This is a genomic window from Pokkaliibacter sp. MBI-7 (genome assembly GCF_029846635.1).
GTDB lineage: Bacteria > Pseudomonadota > Gammaproteobacteria > Pseudomonadales > Balneatricaceae > Pokkaliibacter.
In genome coordinates this window covers 1,714,973-1,739,674 of sequence record NZ_JARVTG010000001.1, presented here as the reverse complement: position 1 = coordinate 1,739,674, position 24,702 = coordinate 1,714,973, and the positions used below count along the sequence as shown (strand labels likewise).

Here is a 24,702-nt window from a genome sequence, read left to right as displayed (position 1 = left end):
ATGTGCCCGTATAGCGAACTCGTGATGCGTTCGCTGATCCCGCAACGGAAACGGGCCAACCTCTCTGTATGCCGGACACCCTCAACGAACCGCGCGGTCACGTCGGAGAACCGTTGAGGGCCTATTGGTCACCTGCGCGCCGCATGGCAATAGTGAAGGAAGCCCCTTCACTCGCGCAGCCGAGGGGCTGCTCACCGGGCAATTCCCACTGGTGTGCATCAATGAAGCATCACTCTGCTGGAGTCAGTCGTCACTGTGCTTGCAGGGGGACTCGGGTGATGAAAGAGGAAGCCGCTAAAAAGGCTGGCCGGAAACAGCTGAACACTCCGGCTGGCCGCTTGGCAGAAAAAGCGGGATAGCGGGGGAAACGTCAGTGACGCGAGCGTGCCTTGTCTTTCTTCCGCATCACCCAGACCAGCGCCAGAATGCCCAGCACCCAGGGCAGCAGCGAGGGGGCGACCATAAAGGCAAGACTGACAAAGAAGAAGGCAAAGATACCGAGAAAAATCAGTGAGGCACCAATAAACGCCAGCGTACCCAGAACCACACCGACAACAACGAAAAGGACTGCAAGCAGAGGTCCGGCGAAGCCCGCCAGTGCTTTTTCCACACCGTCCAGCGGCTGGCCGTTGACGATCACTGTGGTGTGGGACGTCAGCGCGAAGCCGATGCCGATAATAGCGAGAAGAACAACCAGAGGGGTGAGCCACGAATGACTTTTCATTTACCTTGCCTGAGTGAACACAGTCAGAATTTGATACTCTTCCGCTTTAAGGATGACAAGTAACAGTTTGTTATATTCCGGTGACGGTCTGATGAATTTTGCATTGCAAAAGCCGTTGCTCCATACCGGTCAGCAAGCGGGGTGCGGCGGCGTTTCTGTCAATCTTGACTACACTTGAACTGCACACTGCAGGCAATAAGACACCTGCTGTGGCACAGCAAAACAAGAATTATCTCCGGCTACAGGACTGCTGCCATGCCTACCTCTCAGGTTGAACTGCAAGAGATCCCCGCGTTTACCGGTGTTGCCCTGCGCAAGACCATGACCCTGAAACAGATTCCTGATTTTGCCGGTGAGGCGTTACCTGTCATCCATGACGACATGAAGCGGCTGGATCTGCATTGTGCCGGGCCTGCGGTGTTTATCTATTACGGCGCCGATGGCAGTGCTGACACCGAGTTTGAGCTGGTCGTCGTGCAGCCCGTCGTTGCTGCAGGCGGCGCGCTGGAACAGTGCGAGTACTACCATGCCAGCGCGTTCAAATGCGCAACGCTGGAGTATGTGGGGCCAATGAGCGGTATTGGTGAGGGCTGGCATCAGCTGGTGGCCGCTGTCCATGCTCAGGGGCATCATCCGTCAGTGGAGTGCCGCGAAGTTTACAGCCATTGGGTGGCCCTCGGCAGTGATGAAAACGTGACGGCGTTGCAGATGGGCTATCTGTAACCGGCAGGCGCGGTGACTGAGCAGGGGAAGTATAGGAGACTTTGAAAATCGTCCTTTTTAATCAGGCGATTCAACAGTATCTTGAAGGACAGTCGCTCTCCCCCTGCTACCTGCCCATGGATGACCGCCGTGCTCGACATTCTTGCTATTACCCTGCCGATCTTTCTGATCATTATTCTCGGGTTCATTGCGGTAAAACGCGCCATCATCAACGCCGATGCCATCAATGGCATGGGCCGTTATGTGCTTACCTTTGCCCTGCCTGCACTGATTTTTCATGCCCTGTCAGGGGCCGATCTGGGCGCTGGCGACGGGCTGGTCTTTCTGCTGGTGTATACCGGTGGCTCATTGCTGTCATTTGCCTTGGGGTTCGCGCTGGTACGCTACCTGTTTGGCAGTGACCGGCTGTTCAGCAGTGTGCAGGCCATGGGCATGGCCATGTCCAACAGCGCGTTCTTCGGCTATCCGGTGCTGTCGTTCCTGCTTCATCAGGTGCCTGCTCAGGGGTTCACTATGACCCTGATCACCGAGAACCTGATCATGTTTCCCCTCAGTCTGTTTCTGCTTGAGTTGTTTCACCAGCAACAGCAGGGAGCCGCAGGTGGCCGGCAGGCGTTATTGCGCCAGCTCGGGGCGATTTTTCTGCGGGTAGTGCGCTCGCCCATCATGCTGGCCATCATTCTTGGTGGCCTGTTTTCACACTTCCAGTGGCCGGTACCGAAGGTCATTGATGACACCATGGCCATCCTGCTCAAGTCTTCAGCGGCGGTGGCGCTGTTTGCCATTGGCGGGTCACTGGGGGGTATGCGGGTAGCGGAGGTGCACCCCAACATGCTGGTGGTGGCACTGTGCAAACTGATCCTGCATCCGCTGTGCATCCTGCTGATGATGCTGTTGCTGCCGGCGATGGCCCTGGAAATGCAAGTAGCTGCCGTGGTGCTGGCAGCGATGCCGATGTTTTCGGTGTATCCGATTATCACCGGTCAGTTCGGTCATGGTAAGTTCACCAGTGGTGCACTGGTGGCAGCCATTGTGCTGTCGTTCTTCAGTATCACCCTGTGGCTATGGCTGATTCGACTCTATGTGCCGCAGCTGGCGGGCTAACCACCTGCATTTACATGGTCATCATCATTTGGGCAGTCTGTGGTGCGACACCGGCAGACGTCTACTGGAAGTAAGGAACCCTGATGAATCCAGATAACCCGATTCAGATCGCTCCCGGCCTGCGCATCCGCTTATGCACCGAGGAGGACTTCGCCCAGATCTGGCCTTTCTTCCGCAGCATCATTCAGGCTGAAGAGACCTATGCATTTGATCCGGCCATGAGTGAGGAGCAGGCGCGCCATCTGTGGCTGCAATTGCCCCTAAAAACCTACGTGGTGGAGCAGGATGGTCTGGCTCAGCATGGCAGCCGTATTCTCGCCAGTTACTACATCAAGGCCAATGCGGCAGGTCCGGGCAGCCATGTCTGCAACTGCGGTTATATGGTCAGCAGTGCGGCACAGGGCATGGGGCTGGCGCGGCAGATGTGTGAGCATTCACAACAGGTCGCCCGCGCGCTGGGCTTTCAGGCGATGCAGTTCAACTCGGTGGTATCGAGCAACAAGGTGGCCGTGCAACTGTGGCAGAAGCTGGGGTTTGAGATCGTCGGCACCCTGCCCAAAGCCTATCGCAGTGCCAGTCTGGGGCTGGTGGATGCCTATGTTATGTACAAGTGGCTTTAGCAAGCGCCCTGACGGGGTGGGATGTACGCAGCGGCTGCTCTGAAAGACGGTCTGCTGCGTACACAAAGCACCTCATTCAGATCACCTTTCTATGACACGTCTTGGTTTTCTGCTCGGTTTCACCGGCCTGCTGGCGGCCAGCACCACATTGGTGGCCTGCGGGCCGGTCAGAGTCATCAACGCCCTGACACCTACCCGTGATCTGCTCGTACACAAGGATGTGGCCTACGGCTCCCTGCCGCGCCAGCAGCTGGACATCTATCAGCCCGCCGCGCCACGACATAACGCCGTGGTGGTGTTTGTGCATGGCGGCTCCTGGGCATCCGGCAGCAAGGATGATTATCTGTTTGTCGGTCAGGCCTTTGCATCCATGGGCTTCACCACCGTGATTCCCAATTACCGGCTCTATCCCGACGCGGTATTTCCTGACTTCATCAATGATGTGGCACAGGCCATTGAGCGCCTGCCCACGCTGCTGAACACGCAGGAGGAGCCCTGTGCTGATCCACTGCGGGTGATTCTGGTCGGTCACTCGGCCGGAGCACATACGGTGGCTATGCTGGTGACGGATCCGCAGTACCTGCAGCGGGCAGGGGCGAAAGCCCAGGTGCTGGGCTGGGTGGGTATGGCAGGGCCGTATGACCTGCCGCTGGATGATCCGCTGGTGGTGGACAAGTTCAGGGCGGTGCAGGGTGACGAAGCCAATCCGTTACGGCTGGCCACAGCGGCAGTGCCACCCGCACTGTTGCTGCATGGCACAGCCGATGACACGGTCTACCCCTTTCACAGCGAGCGACTGGCGGCACGCCTGCAGCAGCTGGCAGTACCGGTTACGCTCAGAGAGTATGCCGGTACCAACCATACCCGTCTGCTTGGCAGTCTGGCCTCGACGCTGCGCTTTCTTAATCCTGCCTATGAAGATATTGAGCAGTTTGTCGACCAGCTCGATCCGCCCGGCCGTTGCCCGGTCAGAGCAACGGCTTCCTGAAGGCCGGTGTGTGATGGTATCAGTGGCCTGAGGCAGACGGATCGACAACGCGGGTCGGCTTCGGTGCCAGCCACACCGACATGGCGGCGACCACGAAGGCCATGGAGGTCAGCAGCATGATCTCATTGGTGGACAGCATGATGCTCTGGCTGTTGAGCATATTATTCAGTGTCCCCATGGCCGCATCCGGGCTCATGCCGCTGGCCAGCAGCTGCTGGTTGACGGCGCCGCTGGTATCGGTCAGCCCCACCAGTTCGGCATGGGCATAGGTCGCCTTGTCTTCCCAGGCGGTATTCACCAGTGAGGTGGCAACCGCCCCTGACAGTGTCCGCATGAAGTTCATCAACCCTGCCGATGAGGCTGTTTCCGGCTCGTCGACACTGGCCAGTGCCAGATTGGTCAGGGGCAGGAAGAAGAACGGCATCCCCAGCCCCATCAGCAGGATCGGCAGCGCCACATCCCAGTAAGTCATGTCGGTGGTGCCGAAAGCGCGAATCAGGGTGAACAGCCCCAGCCACATCATGCCGAAGAAGGCCAGCTTGCGCGGATCAAACTTGTTGACCAGATTGGCTACCATCGGCGCGACCAGTACCGCCAGCACACCCATCCAGGCAGTCGTCATGCCCGACCAGGTGGCGGTGTAGTTCATATAGCTTTGCAGCCATAGCGGGGTCAGCACGTTGGCAGCGAAGAAGGCGCCGAAGCCCAGACTGATAGCGATGACGGCTGCGGTAAAGCCGCGATGGCGGAATACACGCAGATCGACAATGGGGTGCTCTTCCGTCAGCTCCCAGATCAGGAAGGCGACAAAGCCCACCACTGCCAGTACCGCCAGCACACGGATTTCCAGCGATGAGAACCAGTCCAGATTTTTGCCTTCATCGATCAGGATCTGCAGTGAACCGACCCACAGGATCAGCAGTGCTAGACCGACCTTGTCGATTGGCAGCTTGATCAGCGCGGTTTCGTAGCGCTTCAGCATGGTCCACGCCGCCCAGGCGCAAGGCAGGGCAATGGGGACGTTGATCAGGAAGATCGCTGGCCAGGAAATACCATCACACAGCACACCCCCCAGAATAGGGCCGAGAATGGGGGCTATCAGGGTGGTCATGGCCCACAGGCCCATGGCTGCCGCTGCCATCTGCGGCGGGAAGATGCGCAGCAGCAGCGTTTGTGACAACGGCATCAGCGGACCACCGGCAAAGCCCTGCAGCACGCGTGCAGCGACCAGCATACCCAGTGAATCAGCCAGCCCGCACAGGGCAGAAAACAGACCGAACAGGAACATCGATACGGCGAACACCCGCACGGTGCCAAAGCGGCCGGCCAGCCAGCCGGTCAGCGGAACGGTGATGGCTTCGGCCACCGCGTAAGAGGTAATGACATAGGTGCCCTGACTGGTGGTGGCGCTGAGGCCACCGGCAATATGAGGCACAGAGACGTTGGCAATGGTGACGTCCAGCACCGCGATAAAGTTGGCGGTAGCGAGGACGATAGCGGCCAGCCACAGGGCTCCACCGCTCAGAGGTTGATCCAGCAGCTCCTCCATGGGAGCGCGGCTGGCAGTGCTGGTCGACATGATCTGCGCCTCGCGCTCAGCTTATCGGGGCGTGGAGTGGGTATCGATGGTGACATCCATCGACAGGCCGACACGCAGCGGGTGGGCTGTCAGATCAGCGGCATCCAGCTCGATACGCACCGGCAGACGCTGCACCACCTTGATCCAGTTACCGGTGGCATTCTGCGCCGGGATGGCGGCGAAAGCAGCGCCGGTACCGCCGGAGAAACCTGCCACGGTGCCGTGATAGACCACTTTGTCACCGTACAGATCAGCGATCACTTCAGCACTCTGGCCGACTTTCACCTCGGGCAGTTCATCTTCCTTGAAGTTGGCGTCTACGTGCATTTTCTGCAGCGGCACGATGGACAGCAGCTGGGCGCCCGCCTGAATCCGCTGGCCGACCTGAACCTGACGTTTGGCGACAATGCCGTCCACCGGAGCACGTACCAGGGTGCGCTCCAGATCCAGTCTGGCCTGATCGCGGCGGGCCCGCGCCAGTGCTACTTCAGGATGGGCATCGACGGTGGTGTTATCGATCAGTACGGTATTGGCTTCCCGTGAGCCCTGCGCCGCCAGCTGGTTGGCCTTGGCCTGCTCGGCGCTGGCTTTGGCCACGGCCAGATTGGCTTTCGCTGTGGCGTAGGCATTCTGCGCGCTGGTCAGTTCATCACCGGAGACGGAGCCTGAGCCTTTCAATGCTTCACGACGCTTAAGATCAACATCAGCCCGTTTGAAGTCGGCTTCGGCGGCGGCCAGCTGGGCTTCTGCACGTTGCTCATCAGCATCGCGGGCAGCAATCTGCGCTTTCAGCCCCAGGTCATTGGCGTAGTAACCACGCACCCGGCGCACGGCACTGGCCAGCTCGGCTTCAGTCTGTTGCAGCGCCAGACGGGCATCGCGATCGTCAATCACCACCAGCACATCACCCTGATGCACGGTCTGGGTATCGACGACTTTCACGTCCTGCACGGTGCCACCGACCGCAGGGGTAATCTCACTGATTTCCACTGCGGCATAGGCGTTGTCGGTGCTGACATAACGGGAGGCCTGCAGATACCACCAGACGCCATAGCCTGCAGCGGCAGCGATCACTACCAGCAGGAGCAGGCTGAACATGCGTTTGCGTGCCGTCTGACGCGGCGCTGCGGCGGCGGGCTCAGAGGTGTTAGATTGAGGCTGATCGTATTGCGACATCTTAATTTCCTTGGCTGACATGGACATCACTGGCCTGATAGCCCCCGCCGAGGGCCTGCACCAGGGTAACATCCAGAGTAAACAGACGGGATTGCAGATCACTCAGTGAGCGCCGGTTACTAAGCAGGGTGTCTTCGGCACTGAGTACATCGAGATAGTTGGACAGACCACCTTTGTAGCGGTTGTTGGCAATGCGGTAAGCCTCGGCTGCCGAGTCAACGGCTTCCTGTACCTTACTCAGTTGGCCATCCAGCGCTCGGCGGCTGGTGACCGCATCGGCGACATCCTGCAGGGCCTGAGTCAGGGTCTGGTCGTAGTTGGCGACCGCTTCGGCATAGTCTGCCTCACTGCTTTTCAACTGCCCCTTGAGGCGTCCACCGTTGAAGATCGGCAATGAAATAGCCGGGCCAACACTGCCAAGATCCGAGCCGTTTTTCAGCAGCTGATCAAGACCCAGCGACTGCACCCCGATAAAGGCACTGAGGTTGATGTCGGGGTAGAACGCAGCCTGTGACTGCTTGATGCGGCTGGCTGCGGCTTCGGTGCGCAGTCGGGCGGCAACAATATCCGGGCGGCGACCGAGCAGATTGGCCTTGAGTTGTTGCGGTAAACCGAAGGGCTGGTCCAGCTTGAGCGTGGGACGCTGGATGCTGAGGCCGCGATCCGGCCCCTGACCCAGCAGGGCGGCCAGACGATTTTTCTGCAGTGCCAGCTGTTCATCCAGTGACAGCAGGTCGGCCTCGGCACTGGCCCGGCGGGCTTCCACCTGATGCACGGTACCGAGGGTTTCCAGCCCGTGATCATAGCGCTGACGTACCAGCGACACGGTCTCCTGTCGCACCTTCAGGGCTGCACTGGCGGTATCGCGGGCACTATACAGACGGGCCAGCTCGGCATAGGCCGACGCCACCGAGGTGGCCAGTGTCAGCCGTGCCTGGGCAGCGTCAGCCTGAGCTGCGGCGGTTTCCGAGGTGGCAGCTGCCAGCGCTGCGCGGTTCTTGCCCCAGAAATCAAACTCCCAGCTGAAGTCCAGTGTGGCGCGTCCGTAATCTTTCCAGCCTTCAGGGGTCATGCTGGCAGGGGTCAGGTAGTTGTAGCTCTGCTTCTGTTCGGTGATGGAGCCGTTGCCACTCAGCTGTGGCTGCAATGCCGAACCGGCAATAGCGCCCTGAGCTTCTGCACGCAGCAGACGGGCCTGAGCGATGGCCAGACTGGGGCTGTTAGCCAGCGCTTCGGTAATCAGGGTGTTGAGCTGGCTGTCCTGATATGGCTGCCACCAGCTGTCAGTAGGCCACTGGCTGGCAGCGGCGGCAAAGCTTTGCTCAGCAGCATAGTGATCTGCCGCCTTGGTGTGTTGCTGGCTGATGGTCGACATCGGTGCACAGGCTGCCAGGCTCAGGCATAGCAGGGAGGCCATGCCCAGACGCAGGGCTGGCCTGTTGGCAGAGATAACGCGATGAAGGGGAGTAAGAGAGGGCATGGCGTCTGCTCAAAACTAAACTGTGCTGTACAGTCTACTTCTTTCCACCTATGGTGAGTCAATAGACTGTACAGTCCAGTTTTAAAAAAGATTGCCTTAAGGTTCGTGACTCACTATGTGGGTGGCTGCCCGGTCAGGAATAAAGACGAATAACCACGAGTCAGGATCAGCGTCTCGGGTTATACCGATCAAGTCGTTACAATGGATCACCGCCGTGCTGACTTCAGCCTGCAGCCACGGTGGCAGACAGAGACAGGTAATGAGAAGCAAAAGTGAAGAAAGGCGGCAGGCGATCATGGCGACCGCTGCTGAGGTATTTCGGGAGGTTGGCTTTGAACAGGCCTCGATGGCGCAGATTGCTGCGCGGGTAGGGGGGTCGAAGACGACTCTGTATAACTATTTCCCGTCCAAGGAAGACCTGTTCGTCAACATCATGATGCAGGCGGCAGAGGCAGATATGACGGCCTTGTTTGGTGGTCTGCAGCTGGGGCAGGGCAGTATGGAGGAGACCTTGCTGCGTTTCGGCCAGCGTTTTCTGCAACTGGTGTGCACTGACGAAATGCTGGCGTTGCGGAGACTGCTGATCACGGCTGCGGGTAGCAGTGATATCGGCAGGCAGTTTTATGCCAGAGGGCCGCAACGGGGAATGAACCAGCTGGCGTTGTATCTGCAGCAGATGATGGAGCAGGGCCAGCTGTGTCAGGAAGATCCACAGATTGCAGCCCGCCATCTGAAAGGTTTGCTGGAGTCTGAAATGCTGGAGTTGTGTACGTTGCGGGTAGAACAGCTGCCGACCGCACAGCGTATTGAGGCCGTCGCCCAGCGCGCCGTCCGCGTATTCCTGCGTGGCTATCAGCCAACATGAACGCTGTCGGTGTGACGGTGAATATGCAGGCCTGAAAGGCTGATGGCAGGCAGAAAAAAGCCGGAAGGGATTACCTTCCGGCTCAGAGCCTGTTCAGTTCAGTGATAACGATCAACCCGCGTTAGGCTGATTCAGTACCAGCTGTCCCTCCCTGACCGGGATGGTTGCGCCGGGTTTGTGGTCCATTTTCACGGTACCAATGCCGTCGCCCAGCTTGTACTTGACCTCGTACCCCACCACATCGGTTTTCTTGTCTGTTACTGTGCTACAGACCTGCTTGGTGGTGGTGTAGGTATCGCCGTTCTGCATGTTCTTCTGTACCTGATTACCGGCATAGCCGCCTGCGGCAGCACCTGCGATGGTCGCCAGGGTTTTACCATTCCCGCCGCCTACCTGATTGCCGAGTAGCCCTCCCGCCAGTGCTCCGATGACCGAGCCTGCTACGCGGTTCTGGTCCTGTACGGGTTTCTGATGGGTGACGACTTCGTCATGGCAAACCTGACGTGGTACATCAGTGGTATTGGTCAGGGTTTTGACATCCAGCACCTGAGCCTCGGTTGGCCCCTGGGGTGCCTGATTGAAGTATTGGTATCCACCAATGGCACCACCGGCAGTGACGCCGACAGCACCGATCACGATTCCAATCAACATCGATTTGTCCATGGTGACAGCTCCTGTCCTTAACTGGCTCTACTCATCAGAGCCCTGAATCTCGCCTGGGTGCCACCCCGCGCCTATTGTAATGAGCCCGCGACGGAAAAGTCATCAGCTGGCCGGGGCAAATGTGCAGCAACGTGCGAGGGTTCTCTTACTTTTTCTTTACGGGACAAGGCGCTGGCTTCAAGGCTGATTGCCGTTACGTTTGCAGCAGTTGGTAACCAAATGCTGCAGCAGGGTGTCGGGTTCAGGTTTTACTCAGGGTAAAGATGCGCAGAGGGGCTTTTCCGCCTCTGACCTGCGTTGTGTCCACTTCGATAAAGTGCGTGTCCGGGCAGCGCACCACCGTTGTTTCTGCAATCAGCACCTGCGTCTGATAGTCCTTGTTCATGCCTTCCAGCCGTGCAGCGGTATTCACTGTCGGGCCATGCACCGTGTAGTTCTGCCGCCCGCCGCCACCGATGCTGCCGGCAATCACCTGCCCGGTGCAGATACCGATGCGGGCTTTGATATGCTGGCCGGCGAAGTGCTGACTGGCCACCGTGGTCAGGATGGCGCGTGCCGCTTCCACTGCACGGCGGGCATGCTGGCGGTCTTCCACAGGCACGTTGAACGTAGCGAGAATGGCATCCCCCTGAAACTGGGTGATGATGCCGTTGTGCTCGCTGATGATGCGGGTCAGGGTATCGAAGTAACTGTTCAGTACATCCACCACGCCTTTAGCGCCGAGGGTTTCGGTGAGATGGGTGAAGTTGGCCATATCGGCAAACAGGATGGTGGCCTCGGCCTCCATCGGCTCCAGGCTGCCCTGATCTGAAATCAGCTGTGCTGCAATCACTGGCGGTACGTACTGGCCGAAGATGGTGGTGATCAGCTGCCGTTCCTGTTCACCGTGGATTTGTCGCCGTAGTGTCGTCCGCGCACGCCACATAACGATGGCTATCAGCAACGCCACCAGTACCAGCGCCAGGCTTTCCTGAATGCGGGCGGCGGTGCCGACAAAGTGGGGGTCGAAGAAATAGCGGACAAAATGGGCGGTGTCCGGATAGCGGCCAATGTCACTCCATTCGTAGGTCACGCTCATATCGTGGATGCTGTAGAAAAACGCGCCGAGCCAGCCCGCAGCGCCGCTGATGCCCGCCCAGAGCACCAGACCCGGAGAAAAACTGAAGGTGCTGGCGCCGAGTGCGACAAAGTAGAACGGGAAAAACGGTGCGCGAAAGATGATCGCCTGCGGCAAATCCAACCCGGCATAGAGCGGCTGGGTGGCGATCAGGCCGGAAAGCAGAGCGATATCGAGCAACACAAACAGGTATTTGACCCAGGGGCGGTCCAAAGGGCTGCCAATCACGCGATAGTGCAGCAGGCCGAGTGCGCCAAACACGCAGAGCACCAGTGCGTAGTTGAGGGCATGCTCTGGCGCGTCGGCACGGGTGGAAATCAGCCATACACCCAGCAGTAGCAGTGCAATGCCCCGGCCCTTGATGGCAAGACGCAGACCTTCCTGTTCCTGACGCTGAAATACGGTACCGAGTGTGAGGGGATCGACTAACGCAGCCGTCATCGACAATTCTCCGGGGGCCTTTCCGTGCCTGATTGGCGCAGTGCAACATGCTGTTATCTGGGGTTGAAGCGCAAGAGTTGGAAGGGCAGGACGGCGAGATTGGGTCAGCGGGAAGAAAAAAGCGGGCCTGAGGGAGCCCGCAATAGCCAAGGTACAGCATAGGCATCGACTGCTGAGTGGTTGTCGGTGGGCCATGGTTCCTGATGCTGGTGGTTTTTTGCGCAAAAAAAAGCGGACCACGAGGGTCCGCAAATAGACAGGATTGGGTAGCACAGCCGCCCGGCGGCACCTGTGCCGGGTGGCTGGTAAAAGCTAAGCGGGTTACACCAGCTCAGCCAGGATATCGCTGAACAGCTGCATGCCTTCGTCGATGATCTCGAACGGAGCCGTCAGTGCAGGCAGGAAGCGAATAACGTTAGCGCGAATACCGCAGGTCAGCAGGATCAGACCGCGCTTGGCCGCTTCAGCGGACAGCTTCTTGGTCAGTTCGGCATCGGGCTTGTCGATATTGCCGTCCTGTACGAACTCCACCGCGATCATCGCACCGAGATTACGCACTTCACCGATACGCTGAGGATACTTGGCCTTCAGGGTATTCAGGTGACCCACCATCTGCTCGCCGATAGCGACAGCACGCTGACACAGCTGCTCTTCTTCGATGACATCCATTACCGCCAGAGCGGCAGCACAGCCAATGGGGGAGCCTGCATAGGTACCGCCCAGACCACCGGGGTTGGCCGCATCCATGATCTCTGCTTTACCGACCACGGCAGACAGTGGGAAGCCACCGGCAATCCCTTTGGCCATGGTCATAATGTCTGCTTCGATGCCTGCGTACTCGATGGCAAACATCTTGCCGGTACGGGCAAAGCCGCTCTGGATTTCGTCACAGATCAGCATGATGCCATGCTCGCTGCACAGCTTGCGCAGAGACTGCAGGAAGCTGACCGGAGCGCGGTAGAAACCACCTTCACCCTGCACCGGCTCAATGATGATGGCCGCCACACGACCTGGCTCCACGTCGGTCTTGAAGCGCATCTGCAGGGCGTGCAGTGCGTCTTCCTCACTGACACCGTGCAGCGCGTTAGGGTAAGGCAGGCGGTAGATGTCGTTCGGGAACGGGCCGAAACCGGCTTTGTAGGGCACCACTTTACCGGTCAGACCCATGGTCATGTTGGTACGGCCATGGAAGCCACCGTCGAAGGCGATGATGGCACTGCGGCCAGTGTAGGCGCGGGCAATCTTCACCGCGTTTTCTACGGCTTCTGCACCGGTGCTGACAAACATGGCTTTCTTGGGCGTGCTGCCGGGAGCGATCTTGACCAGCTTCTCGGCCAGTTCAACGGCTTCGCGATAGGGGGTTACGGTCATGCAGGTGTGTGTCACCTTGTCCAGCTGGGCCTTGACCGCAGCAATGACCTTAGGGTGACAGTGACCGGTGTTGACCACAGCAATACCGGCACCAAAGTCGATGTAGCGTTTGCCGTCGGCATCCCACAACTCGGCATTGAGGGCGCGCTCGACGTAGATGGGAGCCATATTACCCATACCACGGGCAATCACGGCATCTTTGCGTTGTTGCAGGTCTGAATTGGACATTTACTTGACTCCGCGCTTCAGCACGCCCTGTCGGCGACTGCTGTCAGTGTTGGCGTTCTGCGCTGGCAGCGGGATGGCCGCTGCCAGCGTGGGTTTGATTAAGTTAAGTCGGTTTTATTGTCTGTAGCAATCAGGCAGGTTAAATGCCACCCATGCACAGATATTTGATTTCCATAAAGTCTTCGATGCCATATTTCGAGCCTTCACGGCCAAGACCGGACTCCTTGACGCCGCCGAAGGGAGCCACTTCGTTGGAAATGCCGCCTTCGTTGATGCCTACCATGCCATATTCCAGCCCTTCGCCCACCCGCCAGATGCGGCCGATGTCGCGGCTGTAGAAATAGGCGGCCAGACCAAAAGGCGTGTCATTGGCAATACGGACAGCTTCTTCTTCAGTGGAGAAGCGCACCAGCGGTGCTACCGGGCCGAAGATTTCTTCCTGACAGATACTCATATCTGCGGTGGCATTGATCACCAGTGTCGGCTCATAGAAGCCTGCACCGGCCGCATGACGCTGGCCGCCGGTGATGACTTCGGCACCGGCGGCGCGGGCTTCATTGACCAGCCGCTCAACCTTGTCGATGGCTTTGCTGTTGATCAGCGGACCGGTAGTGACACCGGCTTCAGTGCCGTTGCCCACCTGCAGTTTTTCCACAGCGATTTTCAGTTTGGCGACGAACGCATCGTAAACGCTGTCCTGCACCAGAATACGGTTGGCACAGACACAGGTCTGACCTGCGTTGCGGAATTTCGACAGCATCAGGCCATTCACAGCGGCATCCAGATCAGCATCATCGAAGACGATGAAAGGGGCGTTACCGCCGAGCTCCAGGCCCAGTTTCTTGACCGTATCGGCACACTGACGCATCAGAATCTTGCCCACCGGGGTCGAGCCGGTGAAGGTCAGCTTGCGCACCCGGCTGTCTTCACACATGACATTGCCGACCTCGGCTGCCCGGTTGCTGAGGATCAGGTGCAGCGCATCACGAGGCACCCCGGCCTGATAGGCCAGATTGGCCAGAGCAATGGCCGACAGTGGTGTTTCTTCCGAGGGCTTGATCACCACGGTGCAGCCTGCTGCCAGTGCCGGTGCCACCTTGCGGGTGATCATGGCATTGGGGAAGTTCCAGGGCGTAATAGCAGCAACCACGCCAATGCTCTGGCGAATAGTCAGCAGGCGGCGGTCGCCCTGAGGTGACGGAATCACATCACCGTAAGTCCGTTTGGCTTCTTCGGCGAACCACTCAATAAAGGACGCGCCGTACAGCACTTCCCCTTTGGCTTCTGCCAGTGGCTTACCCTGTTCCAGGGTCATCAGCAGGGCCAGATCATCGGCATGCTGGTTGATCAGGTTGAACCACTGACGCAGGATCACCGAGCGGGCCTTGGCCGTCAGTTTCTGCCAGGCGGGTAGTGCCGCACTGGCCAGGTCAATGGCGTGACGGGTATCTTCTGCGCTATGGTTAGCCAGCTGCGCCAGCACATCGCCATTGGCGGGGTTGGTCACCACAAAGCTGTCGTGCTGATCACCGCTGACCCAGTGGCTGCCTTCAGACTGGCACACTGGCGCGAGCAGATAATTCAGGTCAGCGATGTAGGCGGGCTGTGAAGATGACATCTGGATTCTCCGTAAGCGGCGAGCAGTAACTGCATCAGGTGGCAGCGGTTAGCTGCGATGCACATCATCTTAGAGTCTGGTATAAAGTTTTATAAATAACGAAGATTAAATATTTACTTTGAAGAACATAAAACAAACACAGGGTTCCGTGCCCTCTTCAGGTGCATCGCCCGCCAACCCCATGGCTGAGCTTGGGCAGGTCGGTGATTATGAAATTCGCCTGCTGAAAGTCTTCAAAACCGTGGTCGAGTGTGGTGGCTTCTCGGCGGCTGAGGCGGTATTAAACGTCAGCCGCTCCACCATCAGTGTGCACATGTCGAATCTGGAACAACGGCTGAAGCTGACGCTGTGCAGCCGCGGGCGTTCCGGCTTCGCCCTGACCGAAGACGGTATCATCATCTATGACGCTGTGCGCCGGCTGTTCTCGCAGATGGAAGACTTCCGCTCCACCGTCAATGCCCTGCACGTGCAGGTCAGTGGTGAGCTGAATCTGGTCGCCAGCGATACCATCAGCCTCGATGATCGCAGTCATTTCCCCGAGGTGCTGGGTGAGTTCTGCCAGCGCGCACCGGATGTCTACATCAACTTCGAGACGGCGCCGATGAATGAGATCGAGCGGCGTATCCTCAATGAAGAGGCCGATGTCGGTTTCATCCCCTATCACCGTGAGCTGGACGGCCTGCTGTATCAGCCCATCTATGAAGAAACCTGTTATCTGTACTGCAGCAATACCCATCCGCTGTTTCATGAGCCTGATCACAATGAAGTGCGGGTACAACTGGAGCAGCAGAAGCTGGTACACGCCGGGATTCAGACCAACCCGGATGTCACGGTGCAGCTGCGTGGCCTGACCAAGGCCGCATCGGCGTATTACTACGAAACCCGCACTGCCATGGTGTTGTCCGGCGCCTATATCGGCTTTCTGCCTGAACAGTATGTCGGCCACTGGGTGAAGGAAGGGCGGCTTAAGCCGCTGCTGCCCGATGAGCGCATGTACAAGCTGGGGATCGCGGCAATCACCCGTCAGTACGGGCGCCTCAACAAACCGCGTGATGTGTTTATGGAACTGCTGGTACGCCGGGGGCAGCGCTAGGCGCAGTCGTACCGCACGGGCCCGGGCATACCAGCACCCAATGCGCCCAAATCCCGTACCTGATCAAATCAATCTGCATCAGATTGCGCTAATGTACGCGTAACCTGATCTATGGCGGCCCAACACCTGTGAAACCTTCCGACAGCCTTTCCGAACCCGAATTTCAGCGGCCTGTAGCGTTGCTGCGCTATTTCAGCCGCTACGCCCGTAGCGACAATGCCATCGCCACCGTGCTGGGGCTGGTGCAGGTGGCGATGACCATTACCCTGGCCTACTGCGTCGCCAGCATGCTGGATGGTGCGATATTTCAGCCCGAGCACAGCTATCCGCAGAGCGCTGACTGGTTGTTACTGACAGCGGCACTGCTGCTGCGCAGTGTCGCAGGCTACGGCCAGACGCTGGTGGGCAACCGCGCCAGCCTGAAGATTCGCCAGGCGCTGCGCCGTTACGCGCTGCAGCGTTGCTTTGCGCTCAATGTGCGGCTGTTTCCGCAGTTCAACAGTGCGGAGCTGAGCAATCTGATTGCCACTGAAATCGACAAGCAGCGCGGTTACTTCGCTGACTATATTCCGCTGCAGCGTCTGGCGGTACTGATGCCACTGGCGATCCTGCTGGCTGCCTGCATGGTCAACTGGGTAGTAGCGCTGATCTTCGTCTTTACCGCCCCGCTGGTGGTGGTTTTCATGATCCTGGCGGGCTGGAAAGCCAGTGACGCCAGCCGTGACAACCTGCAGCAACTCAATCGTCTGGGCCATCTGCTGGCCGACCGCCTGAAAAACCTGCAGTGTCTGCAGCTGGCGCAGAGCACTGAACAGGAGGCCGACCGCCTGTTCGAGCAGTCGGAGAACTACCGCAAATCCACCATGGCGGTGCTGCGGGTGGCCTTTCTGTCGGGTACGGTGCTGGAGTTTTTCAGCGCCATCAGCGTGGCGCTGGTGGCGGTCTATCTCGGCCTGTATTTCCTTGGCAAGTACGACATCGGCAGCTGGGGCCCACTGGGGCTGTATGAAGGTGTGTTCCTGCTGATGCTGGCGCCGGAGTTCTACCTGCCATTGCGCCGTATGGGCACGCTTTACCACATGCGCTCCGACGCGACCTCCATGGCCGAACAGCTGATCAGGCTGGACCAGCTTTCGCGCACCGCCGCCCGTGCCGATCAGCAACTGCAGATCCCGCTGCTGCAACGGCTGGAAGTGGATCAGCTGCGCAGTGGCAGCGCTGACAAGCCGGTGCACAACCCGGTCAGTTTCACCCTGTTGCCCGGCCAGAAGCTGCTGCTGAAAGGGCCATCTGGGGCAGGCAAGACCACCCTGCTGGATACCCTGGCAGGCCTGCGCCCGCGTTATCAGGGGGAAGTCAGCATCAATGGCCTGACGCTGGATATCTTTCAGCAGCAGGGCTGGTTTGCGCAGATCGGTTATCTGTCGCAAAAGCCCGAGCTGCTGTTTGCCAGCATTCGCGACAACCTCACGCTGGGGCGACAGTACAGTGATACGCAGCTGCTGGCGGCGCTGCATGAGGCCAGAGTCGACGACGTCGTCAATACCTTGCCCGGTGGTCTGGACTATGTGATCAGCGATAGCGGTGGCTACCTGTCGGGCGGGCAGGCACAGCGTATTGCGCTGGCGCGGGTGTTCCTGCACCGGCCACGCCTGCTGCTGCTGGATGAGCCTACCGCCAACCTTGATCAGGACACGGCGATGGCCTTCATGGAGCGGCTGCAGAGTTATACCCGCAGTGGTGCGATGCTGATCATGGCCAGCCACCGGCCCGCTGATCAGCAGTTTTTTGACGCCGAAATCATTCTCAGCGGAGAGCACTGATGACGCCCCTGCAAAAGCACTATTTCGCTCTTCTCTGGCAGCACAAGGGTATGGCGCTGCTGGGCGTACTGCTGGCGGTGATCACTGCCATTGCCGGGATCGCTCTGCTGGCCGTTTCGGGCTGGTTTATCAGTGCCGCTGCACTGGCCGGGCTGACGGCGGTATCGGCTATCGAATTTAACTTTTTTACCCCCGGCGCCATGGTGCGGGGCTTTTCCATTACCCGTACCCTGGGGCGTTATGGCGAGCGTTATACCAGTCACGAGGCGACCTTCCGGGTGATCTCCCGGCTGCGGGCTGACCTGTTCCGCTTGCTGGCACGCCGTCACTGGCAGGAAGTGCAGATGAACCGCCACGAGTCGGCCAGCCGCCTGCTGCAGGATATTCAGCACATTGAGTCCATCTATGTGTCGGCGCTGCTGCCGGCGGTGGTAGTGCTGGCCACCACCGCAGGGCTGGTCATCAGTCTGGCGCTGCTGCTGCCGCAGGCACTGCCATGGGCGCTGCCACTGCTGGTGCTGGCTGTGGTGGTGATGCCCTGGCTTTACACCCGTCAGGTGCTGCAGCCACAAAATCAGTTACACCAGTTGCGGGTAGCACAATGGCAGTTTGCCAGTTCAGTGCTCAGCAGCATGCGTACCCTGAGCCTGCACCAGCAGCTGGAGCACAGTGGTGAGCAGATGACACTGCAGGCACAGGCCGGAGATCAGCAGGAGATTGCCACCGTCAACCGCCAGCAGTGCAGCATCCTGCTGGCACAGAGCTGCCTGACGCTGCTGGCCGTTGTTGTGTTCTGGCAGGCTGTTGTGGCTTATCAGCAGGGCATTGTGGCCGGTGCTGATGTGTTTATGTGGCTGTTACTGACTCTGGGCTGTGGCGAAGTGCTGATCGGCGCCAGCCCGATTCTGGCCTCGCTGCGACTGGGGCTGGCCGCGTTACTGCGACTGGAAGCGCTGCAGTCGGCACAGACCGGTACAGACCTGCGTCAGTTGACTGCCGGCGAAGGGCTGATTCAGTTGCAACAGCTCAGCTACGGCTATCCCTCACAGCCGCAGCCGGTATTCCAGCAGCTGGAGGTGAGCTTCACTGCTCCCGGCTGGTACTGGGTCTGTGGTGCCAGCGGCAGTGGGAAAAGTACCCTGATTGCCCTGCTCGCCGGGCAGTTGCAGGCTACCAGCGGTGTTGTCCGGATTCGTTCCGCCAGTGGCCGCCAGCCGGCGTTGATGCCGCAGCGCATCGACATCCTGCGGGCCAGTCTGCGCGACAATCTGTGCCTGCATCATGATCACAGCGATGAGGCCATCATGGCCGTGCTGCATCTGGTCGAGCTGGACTACTGGACACAGTCGCTGCCGCAGGGGCTGGATACCTGGCTGGGCGATGGTGAATGGCAGCCGTCTGGCGGTGAAACCAAACGCATCGGCCTGGCGCGGCTGCTGCTGCAGGATGCTGACATCATGCTGCTGGATGAGCCTGCCGCAGGGATGGATACCGCGCTGGCCGAGCGCATCTTCGCACGTCTGGCACAGCGCTGGGCAGGCAAACTGGTGATCGCCAACACCCATGACCGGCAGCTGATGCGTAGCGGACAGCTGCTGGTGGAGGTCGGGCGCAGCGCGTTTACCTGCAAAACCGTGCGCTGACGGCCACGACCAAAGGCGTACAGATTATTCCCACCAAAGTAGTAGTTAGTAAATCTGGCTGGAATTGTAAAAAAGGCCAGTGAATCCCGCCTGTTTTTTGACTCTGCAACAGTGATCAGCGCTAGCCGGACGGCTGGCCTGATCACTATCTGAACACAGACGCCACGGGCGCTGCAGCCCTGCGCTAGCCGCCGCATTGTCCTATAAATGCGCAATTTCTGAGCATTTCTGTCGTCTTGTTTCGCATCGTATTGGTGCATGTCGTTGCTTAAAGGTTTATGTCGTTTAACTTAAACATGGAATGTTTCATATTTATCCACGCTTTTGCCTCATGCAGACTCCCGCCCCAGGTTGTTGAACGCCACGCCCTGCTCAAGGCGTCAGTAACCCATCGCAATGCACTAAATAAAAAACAAGCGGCCGCCACGCAGCGGCATAGCAATGCAGTTAAAACTTTGGGGATTCTGATTTATGAAAGCTTTCTGGCAAAAAACGCGCAAAACACTGATCGCCTCCGTGCTGACCGTGACTGCAGGGGTAACCTCGCTGCAAGCCATGGCGGAGCAGACTTACAACTGGCGCTTCAGCAACCTCTACTCCCGTGGCACTGCCTACGGTGAGGTCTATGAGAACTTCGCCAAGAACATCGAAGCCATGTCCAACGGCCGCATCAAGATCCAGATGCTGTACGCAGGTGAAGGCGTGGGTGAGAGCGGTGTACTGGGTGCGGTGAAATCAGGTCTGGTGCAGATGGGCGCGATTTTCCAGCCCTCTCATGCCGGTGAAATTCCCTTCGGCGTAGTGGAAATCGGCCTGCCCGGTACCACCGCTGATGCCACCAAACTGAGCGCCCTGTTCCATGAACAAGGCTGGGAACCTGTACTGCAGAAGGCCTACAACCAGCAGGGCGTAGAGTGGGTTGAAGCCTACTTCCAGCCTGCGGTGTATGTGATCACCAAGAAGCCCGTCAACTCGGTTGAAGACTTCAAGGGTATGAAAATCCGTGCTCCCGGTGCTTACGGCAAGTTCTTCCGTGAGCTGGGCGCCTCTCCTGTTGCCCTGTCATGGAACGAGATCTACACCTCGCTGGCCACGGGCGTTATCGACGGTGCCGTCGGTTCCAACCTGATCGACCACCGCGATGGCAACCACGTTGAAGTGGCCAAGTACATGTACCGTCTGCCCGTCGCCGGTGCTCAGGCGATGCCCATCATCGTCAACAAGAAAGTCTGGGACAGCCTGCCGGCTGATCTGCAGGCCATCGTCAAGACAGCCGGTGCCCGTCACGCAGAGGAACAGCTGGACAAGTCCTCTGTATGGGTGAACAAGGCCGTCAGCGAAATGGAAGCCAAAGGTCTGCAGTGGAGCCCCGAGCCTTCTGATGCTGACAAGGCTGCCTGGCACGCCGCTGCCGAGAAGGTCTGGGCTGAATACGCTCAGGGCGACAAGGTCAGTGCTGAGCTGATCAAGATCATGGAAGGCACCGACGCGGCCAAATAAGCCGCGCCACACACCGCCCTTCATCAAGGTGAAGGGCGTTTCGCCGTTGTACCGATGGCTGTCTGCACCCGACTTCACCGTTCTTCGTCTGTCCGCCTCCGCAGTGGCAGGACAGGCAAAACGGCGGATCGTGGTGCCGTCCGTCATTGGCACAGGACGGCACTGTTAAAACTCCGAAACCCTTTCAAACGTGCTGCCTGTACTCACGAACGCTGCGGCGTGCACGTGTTTCGGACGTGGTTAGTTGCCGATGGAGCCTACCCGCCATGCTGTATTCCTTGCTTCGTAACTGGTGTCTGGGGGTGGAAGCCCTGGTGGTCTGGGTTGGCCGCCTGACTTCCCTGGCCGTCCCTCTGCTGGCCTTTGTTGTGGCCTTCGAGGTGGTTGCCCGTTATATCTTCAACCATCCCACTATCTGGGCTTATGACGTCTCGCTGTTTATCTTCGGCTATATCGGTGCCCTCTGCGGTGCCTTTGCCCAGCAGCGCAAAGCCCATATCAACGTCGATATTCTCTACCTGAGCGTATCGCAGCGCTGGAAGAACCTGTTCAACCTGCTGTCTTACCTGCTGGGCGGTTTCTTTCTGGTCATCATCTTCCAGCTGGCCTTTGGTAAGGCGGAAGAAGCCATCGAATTCGACTATCGCCGCCAGAGTGAATGGGCACCCTCGATGATCCATTTCTGGATCATGATCGATGTGGCCTCGGCACTGTTCCTGTTGCAGCTGAGCGCCGATTTTCTGCAGAACCTGTGGCAGCTGTTCACCGGCAAGCCACTGCTCGACAAATATGCACTGGACGACGCCGCTGATGCGGCCAGTGAAGGAGGTAAGGGCGCATGATCAGTATCGGACTCCTTACCGGTATCCTGTTTGCCTGTATTCTGGCGGCATTCGCCATGGGCGCTCAGGTGGGGCTGGCACTGGGTGGCATTGCCATGCTGGTGGGCTATTTCACCTGGGGCGATGCGGTGTTTAACGTGGTGCCGACCACCATCGAAGATAACCTGTTCAGCTTTATCCTGCTGTCGATCCCGCTGTACATCTATATGGGCCAGCTGCTGACCCGTTCCGGTATCGGCGAGGCCATGTTCAATGCCAGCCAGATGCTGATTGGCCGGGTGCGTGGTTCGCTGGCCATCAGCGTCATCATCGTCTGCTCACTGATCGGCGCCATGGTGGGCATCATCGGTGCCGGTATCATGACCTCCGGCAGTATCGCCCTGAAACCGATGCTGGATCGTGGCTACGACAAGCGTCTGGCACTGGGCGTCATCATGGCCGGTGGCGGTCTGGGTATTCTGATTCCGCCCAGCGTACCGATGATCATGTTCAGTGCGGTGACACAGAACTCGGTGGGCCGGCTGTTTATCGCCGCCATTGTGCCGGCGATTCTGGCCATCGTGCTGTTCATCACCTACATCGTGATTTCCTGCAAGCTGGACCCCAAGCGGGCACCGCTGGATGAAGAACCTGAGCAGCCGCTGACTGGTTTGCAGCGCTTCAAGACCATCCGTGACGGCGGTCTGGCCCTGCTGCTGATCATTCTGGTACTCGGCTCTATCATGGGCGGGATTGCCACGCCGACCGAATCCGGTGCCATTGGTGTTATCGGTGCGCTGATCCTGGCCGGTATCTACAAACGTTTCAAACTCACCACCCTGCGTCTGGCCGGTGTGGAAACCGCTCTGCTGGTGGCGGTGGCCATGTGGATCATCATGGGCGCCTCGGTGTTCAGTAACTTCCACCTGCTGATGGGAGTGCAGAGTCTGGTGGCGCAGTTCACCGCCGATCTGGGCCTGCCGCCATGGGGTGTGATTCTGCTGATGCAGGGCGTGATGCTGTTGCTGGGCTTTATCATTGATGAGTTCATCATCGTGCTGATGTGCGCACCGATCTTTACCCCGATTGCCGTCAGCCTCGGTTATGACCCGATCTGGTTCGGCATCCTGATGATTCTCAACATCGAGATTGCCATTCAGACACCGCCCTACGGTTTTGCTCTGTTCTATCTCAAGGGCATCGCGCCGCCCGGCGTGACCATGATGGATATTTACCGTTCCATCACCCCGTTCGTGCTGATCAAACTGCTGGTGCTGATCATCTGTATCGTCTTCCCTGACCTGGTGTTGTGGTTGCCCAACAAACTGATGGGAGCGGGTTAGCCCGTCTCTGCCTCCCCATCTCACAGGTCTGCAGCCGGCCCGTTGCTCTCTCGTGAACGGGCTGGCTTCTCAAGGAGAAAGCACATGTACAAACATATTCTGCTGCCGCTGGATCTGGATAATCAGGACGCGCTGCCACGGGTATTTGACACCGCCCTGCGTCTGCTTAACCCCGATGGCAGGATCAGCCTGATCAGCGTTAACTCGGTGACGGTGCATCCGGCGATGATGTCGTATGTCAGTGATGAAAAGCTGGAAGAGATGCGCCAGCAGATGAAGGCCACCCTGCGTGAGCTGCAACAGCAGTATCTGCAGGAAAGCCAGTGTGGCTATACGCTGGTGCGGGAAGGGGTGGTGTATGACACCGTCCTGTACGAAGCGCGCAAACGGGATGAGGATCTGATCGTGCTGCCTGCTTCCCGTCCCGGCGCGGTGACCTATCTGATCGGCTCAAACGCCTCCAAGATTGTCCGTCATTCGGCCTGCTCGGTGATGGTGCTGCGCTAGCGGTATGCTCCCGGCACAGCGCCGGGCTGTTCCTCAGCCATACTTTTTCCTGATTAACCGTTTCAGGCGTGGCGACTTCCCACGCCTTTTTTGTTTTATCGACCCATCTACCGATCCATTCGTACGACTGCTAATTATCCTGCTGCTATCAGCTGTTCTCGCGGGTATGCACGGATACCGGTGTCAGAGTAGTGATGGCCTCTGCTTCAATGCGACCGAAATGCTGGGCCAGGTATTTCACCGCCGTCATGGCCTCCAGCTCCGGGTTCTGATCAAGCACGATATCGATCACACCGTCGCGCAGCAGGGCGCGGCGCTCTTCGGTCAGTTCATGGGTAATAAATACCGTCTCCTGCTGCTGGGCGTAGGCCAGCAGCGCATCGGCAATGCTCTGGTCGCCGGTGGACAGATTGTAGATACCGGCCAGCCTGCCATGCTGGCGCAATAACTGGCGTACCAGCTGTCCGGCCTTTTCCGGCTGCTCACGGGTCTCCACCACCGCCAGCAGGTGGCAGTGGGGATAGCGCTCCGCCAGTACGGCACGAAAGCCCATTTCCCGTTCACCCTGGCCGATAAAGCTGTGCATGCCGGAGACCACTACGATATTGCAGGGCTGCGCACCCACATAGCGTCCCATCAGCTCACCGGCAGTGCGCCCGGCGGCGCGGTTATCGATACCGATGTATGCCAGCCGACTGGCCAGCGGCAGGTCTGACACCATGGTGATGACAGGCATGCGGCTGGCCACTTCCTGCAGGGCCTGATTGCTCAGCGGATGGTCGGGGACGATGACGATCAAAGCGTCACTGCGTTCGGCCACCCTGTGCATCAGTGCTGCCGTGTGTTTGATCGCCGTCACCTCAAAGTAATGCAGCTGAACCTGAATGTTCAGGCCGCCATACAGGCTGTTACAGCGCACAAAGGCCTGCTGCAGCGAGCGATAAAAAGGGTTGGCAGGCGCCTGCATGATCACCCCGAGGCGAAGGATACGGCTGGGACGGCGCTCCAGATTGCGGTCCAGCTGCAGTTTGCGCGCCCACTCCAGCACCTGCTTTTCTTTGTCCGGGTGTACGCCACCGCGTTTGTTCAGCACCCGGTCCACCGTCGCTGAGCTGACCCCGGCGGCTCTGGCCACATCGCTGAGTTTTGCTTTCTTTCCCGTCATCTGACCGTCCTTTGCAGTGTGGCGCCACGGTTATCTTGTTTGATTGAAAACCATCAAAAAGCCGTTTGAGGTGATGGAATTGATTCAATAGATTGAAGCCATCGAGGTCA

General features: G+C 58.7%; 21 protein-coding genes. 12 read left to right on the top strand and 9 right to left on the bottom strand.

Annotated elements, in window-relative coordinates:
* Window positions 1–370: 370 nt before the first annotated feature.
* Window positions 371–724: a hypothetical protein gene (locus QCD60_RS07795; protein ID WP_279783974.1), complete on the bottom strand. Its 354-nt coding sequence runs from the start codon at window positions 722–724 to the stop codon at window positions 371–373.
* A gap of 255 nt (window positions 725–979) precedes the next feature.
* On the opposite strand from QCD60_RS07795, the gene QCD60_RS07790 reads away from it, so the two are divergent.
* From QCD60_RS07790 to QCD60_RS07775, 4 genes are all read left to right on the top strand, one after another.
* Complete coding sequence (locus tag QCD60_RS07790) at window positions 980–1,447, top strand: hypothetical protein (RefSeq protein ID WP_279783972.1); 468 nt, start codon at window positions 980–982, stop codon at window positions 1,445–1,447.
* Window positions 1,448–1,576: 129 nt separating this feature from the next.
* Window positions 1,577–2,551 carry an AEC family transporter gene (locus QCD60_RS07785; protein WP_279783970.1) on the top strand — a complete coding sequence of 325 codons (975 nt, stop codon included), beginning with the start codon at window positions 1,577–1,579 and terminating at the stop codon, window positions 2,549–2,551.
* A gap of 83 nt (window positions 2,552–2,634) precedes the next feature.
* The gene (locus tag QCD60_RS07780; RefSeq protein ID WP_279783968.1) at window positions 2,635–3,171 is read left to right on the top strand and encodes a GNAT family N-acetyltransferase; all 537 of its coding nucleotides are present in this window, start codon (window positions 2,635–2,637) and stop codon (window positions 3,169–3,171) included.
* Window positions 3,172–3,262: 91 nt separating this feature from the next.
* Complete coding sequence (locus tag QCD60_RS07775) at window positions 3,263–4,159, top strand: alpha/beta hydrolase (RefSeq protein WP_279783966.1); 897 nt, start codon at window positions 3,263–3,265, stop codon at window positions 4,157–4,159.
* Window positions 4,160–4,178: 19 nt separating this feature from the next.
* On the opposite strand, the gene QCD60_RS07770 is transcribed toward QCD60_RS07775, so the two are convergent.
* The 3 genes from QCD60_RS07770 to QCD60_RS07760 are packed head-to-tail and all read right to left on the bottom strand — an operon-like array spanning window position 4,179 to window position 8,394.
* Window positions 4,179–5,738: a DHA2 family efflux MFS transporter permease subunit gene (locus QCD60_RS07770; RefSeq protein ID WP_279783964.1), complete on the bottom strand. Its 1,560-nt coding sequence runs from the start codon at window positions 5,736–5,738 to the stop codon at window positions 4,179–4,181.
* A gap of 21 nt (window positions 5,739–5,759) precedes the next feature.
* Window positions 5,760–6,914, bottom strand: coding sequence for an HlyD family secretion protein (locus QCD60_RS07765; RefSeq protein ID WP_279783962.1), 1,155 nt, complete (start codon window positions 6,912–6,914; stop codon window positions 5,760–5,762).
* A 1-nt stretch (window position 6,915) separates the two neighbouring features.
* Window positions 6,916–8,394 (bottom strand): efflux transporter outer membrane subunit, encoded by a 1,479-nt coding sequence (locus QCD60_RS07760; protein ID WP_279783960.1) that lies wholly within the window; start codon window positions 8,392–8,394, stop codon window positions 6,916–6,918.
* A gap of 259 nt (window positions 8,395–8,653) precedes the next feature.
* On the opposite strand from QCD60_RS07760, the gene QCD60_RS07755 reads away from it, so the two are divergent.
* Window positions 8,654–9,259 (top strand): TetR/AcrR family transcriptional regulator, encoded by a 606-nt coding sequence (locus QCD60_RS07755; RefSeq protein WP_279783958.1) that lies wholly within the window; start codon window positions 8,654–8,656, stop codon window positions 9,257–9,259.
* A 111-nt stretch (window positions 9,260–9,370) separates the two neighbouring features.
* Here QCD60_RS07755 and QCD60_RS07750 read toward each other — a convergent pair whose 3' ends face one another.
* The 4 genes from QCD60_RS07750 to QCD60_RS07735 form a co-directional block, all read right to left on the bottom strand.
* Window positions 9,371–9,922, bottom strand: coding sequence for a glycine zipper 2TM domain-containing protein (locus QCD60_RS07750; protein WP_279783956.1), 552 nt, complete (start codon window positions 9,920–9,922; stop codon window positions 9,371–9,373).
* A gap of 241 nt (window positions 9,923–10,163) precedes the next feature.
* A complete protein-coding gene (locus QCD60_RS07745; RefSeq protein WP_279783954.1) occupies window positions 10,164–11,480 on the bottom strand; it encodes an adenylate/guanylate cyclase domain-containing protein in 1,317 nt (438 codons plus the stop codon).
* Window positions 11,481–11,801: 321 nt separating this feature from the next.
* Window positions 11,802–13,079, bottom strand: coding sequence for a 4-aminobutyrate--2-oxoglutarate transaminase (gabT, locus tag QCD60_RS07740; protein ID WP_279783952.1), 1,278 nt, complete (start codon window positions 13,077–13,079; stop codon window positions 11,802–11,804).
* A gap of 139 nt (window positions 13,080–13,218) precedes the next feature.
* Window positions 13,219–14,697, bottom strand: coding sequence for an NAD-dependent succinate-semialdehyde dehydrogenase (locus QCD60_RS07735; RefSeq protein ID WP_279783950.1), 1,479 nt, complete (start codon window positions 14,695–14,697; stop codon window positions 13,219–13,221).
* A gap of 148 nt (window positions 14,698–14,845) precedes the next feature.
* Between QCD60_RS07735 and QCD60_RS07730 the strand changes: the two genes are divergently transcribed.
* The 7 genes from QCD60_RS07730 (at window position 14,846) to QCD60_RS07700 (ending at window position 23,427) form a co-directional block, all read left to right on the top strand.
* Window positions 14,846–15,790, top strand: a complete 945-nt coding sequence (locus QCD60_RS07730; RefSeq protein WP_279783948.1) for a LysR family transcriptional regulator — start codon at window positions 14,846–14,848, stop codon at window positions 15,788–15,790.
* 128 nt (window positions 15,791–15,918) lie between these two features.
* Window positions 15,919–17,613 (top strand): thiol reductant ABC exporter subunit CydD, encoded by a 1,695-nt coding sequence (cydD, locus tag QCD60_RS07725; RefSeq protein WP_279783946.1) that lies wholly within the window; start codon window positions 15,919–15,921, stop codon window positions 17,611–17,613.
* A complete protein-coding gene (locus QCD60_RS07720; protein ID WP_279783944.1) occupies window positions 17,613–19,256 on the top strand; it encodes an ATP-binding cassette domain-containing protein in 1,644 nt (547 codons plus the stop codon). The genes cydD and QCD60_RS07720 overlap by 1 nt, the downstream gene beginning before the upstream one ends.
* A 471-nt stretch (window positions 19,257–19,727) precedes the next feature.
* Entirely contained in the window at window positions 19,728–20,756 is a 1,029-nt protein-coding gene (locus QCD60_RS07715; protein WP_279783942.1) for a TRAP transporter substrate-binding protein, read from the top strand.
* Between the two features lie 266 nt (window positions 20,757–21,022).
* Window positions 21,023–21,598, top strand: coding sequence for a TRAP transporter small permease (locus QCD60_RS07710; RefSeq protein ID WP_279783939.1), 576 nt, complete (start codon window positions 21,023–21,025; stop codon window positions 21,596–21,598).
* Window positions 21,595–22,920: a TRAP transporter large permease subunit gene (locus QCD60_RS07705; RefSeq protein WP_279783937.1), complete on the top strand. Its 1,326-nt coding sequence runs from the start codon at window positions 21,595–21,597 to the stop codon at window positions 22,918–22,920. The genes QCD60_RS07710 and QCD60_RS07705 overlap by 4 nt, the downstream gene beginning before the upstream one ends.
* 84 nt (window positions 22,921–23,004) lie before the next feature.
* Window positions 23,005–23,427 carry a universal stress protein gene (locus tag QCD60_RS07700; RefSeq protein ID WP_279783935.1) on the top strand — a complete coding sequence of 141 codons (423 nt, stop codon included), beginning with the start codon at window positions 23,005–23,007 and terminating at the stop codon, window positions 23,425–23,427.
* Window positions 23,428–23,575: 148 nt separating this feature from the next.
* Here QCD60_RS07700 and QCD60_RS07695 read toward each other — a convergent pair whose 3' ends face one another.
* The gene (locus QCD60_RS07695; protein ID WP_279783933.1) at window positions 23,576–24,592 is read right to left on the bottom strand and encodes a LacI family DNA-binding transcriptional regulator; all 1,017 of its coding nucleotides are present in this window, start codon (window positions 24,590–24,592) and stop codon (window positions 23,576–23,578) included.
* Window positions 24,593–24,702: the final 110 nt, after the last annotated feature.

Coding starts and splice junctions, on each gene's coding strand:
- QCD60_RS07795 (WP_279783974.1), bottom strand. CDS start 724: ATGAAAAGTCATTCGTGGCTCACCCCTCTGGTTGTTCTTCTCGCTATT.
- QCD60_RS07790 (WP_279783972.1), top strand. CDS start 980: ATGCCTACCTCTCAGGTTGAACTGCAAGAGATCCCCGCGTTTACCGGT.
- QCD60_RS07780 (WP_279783968.1), top strand. CDS start 2,635: ATGAATCCAGATAACCCGATTCAGATCGCTCCCGGCCTGCGCATCCGC.
- QCD60_RS07775 (WP_279783966.1), top strand. CDS start 3,263: ATGACACGTCTTGGTTTTCTGCTCGGTTTCACCGGCCTGCTGGCGGCC.
- QCD60_RS07770 (WP_279783964.1), bottom strand. CDS start 5,738: ATGTCGACCAGCACTGCCAGCCGCGCTCCCATGGAGGAGCTGCTGGAT.
- QCD60_RS07765 (WP_279783962.1), bottom strand. CDS start 6,914: ATGTCGCAATACGATCAGCCTCAATCTAACACCTCTGAGCCCGCCGCC.
- QCD60_RS07760 (WP_279783960.1), bottom strand. CDS start 8,394: ATGCCCTCTCTTACTCCCCTTCATCGCGTTATCTCTGCCAACAGGCCA.
- QCD60_RS07755 (WP_279783958.1), top strand. CDS start 8,654: ATGAGAAGCAAAAGTGAAGAAAGGCGGCAGGCGATCATGGCGACCGCT.
- QCD60_RS07750 (WP_279783956.1), bottom strand. CDS start 9,922: ATGGACAAATCGATGTTGATTGGAATCGTGATCGGTGCTGTCGGCGTC.
- QCD60_RS07745 (WP_279783954.1), bottom strand. CDS start 11,480: ATGACGGCTGCGTTAGTCGATCCCCTCACACTCGGTACCGTATTTCAG.
- gabT (WP_279783952.1), bottom strand. CDS start 13,079: ATGTCCAATTCAGACCTGCAACAACGCAAAGATGCCGTGATTGCCCGT.
- QCD60_RS07735 (WP_279783950.1), bottom strand. CDS start 14,697: ATGTCATCTTCACAGCCCGCCTACATCGCTGACCTGAATTATCTGCTC.
- QCD60_RS07720 (WP_279783944.1), top strand. CDS start 17,613: ATGACGCCCCTGCAAAAGCACTATTTCGCTCTTCTCTGGCAGCACAAG.
- QCD60_RS07715 (WP_279783942.1), top strand. CDS start 19,728: ATGAAAGCTTTCTGGCAAAAAACGCGCAAAACACTGATCGCCTCCGTG.
- QCD60_RS07710 (WP_279783939.1), top strand. CDS start 21,023: ATGCTGTATTCCTTGCTTCGTAACTGGTGTCTGGGGGTGGAAGCCCTG.
- QCD60_RS07705 (WP_279783937.1), top strand. CDS start 21,595: ATGATCAGTATCGGACTCCTTACCGGTATCCTGTTTGCCTGTATTCTG.
- QCD60_RS07700 (WP_279783935.1), top strand. CDS start 23,005: ATGTACAAACATATTCTGCTGCCGCTGGATCTGGATAATCAGGACGCG.
- QCD60_RS07695 (WP_279783933.1), bottom strand. CDS start 24,592: ATGACGGGAAAGAAAGCAAAACTCAGCGATGTGGCCAGAGCCGCCGGG.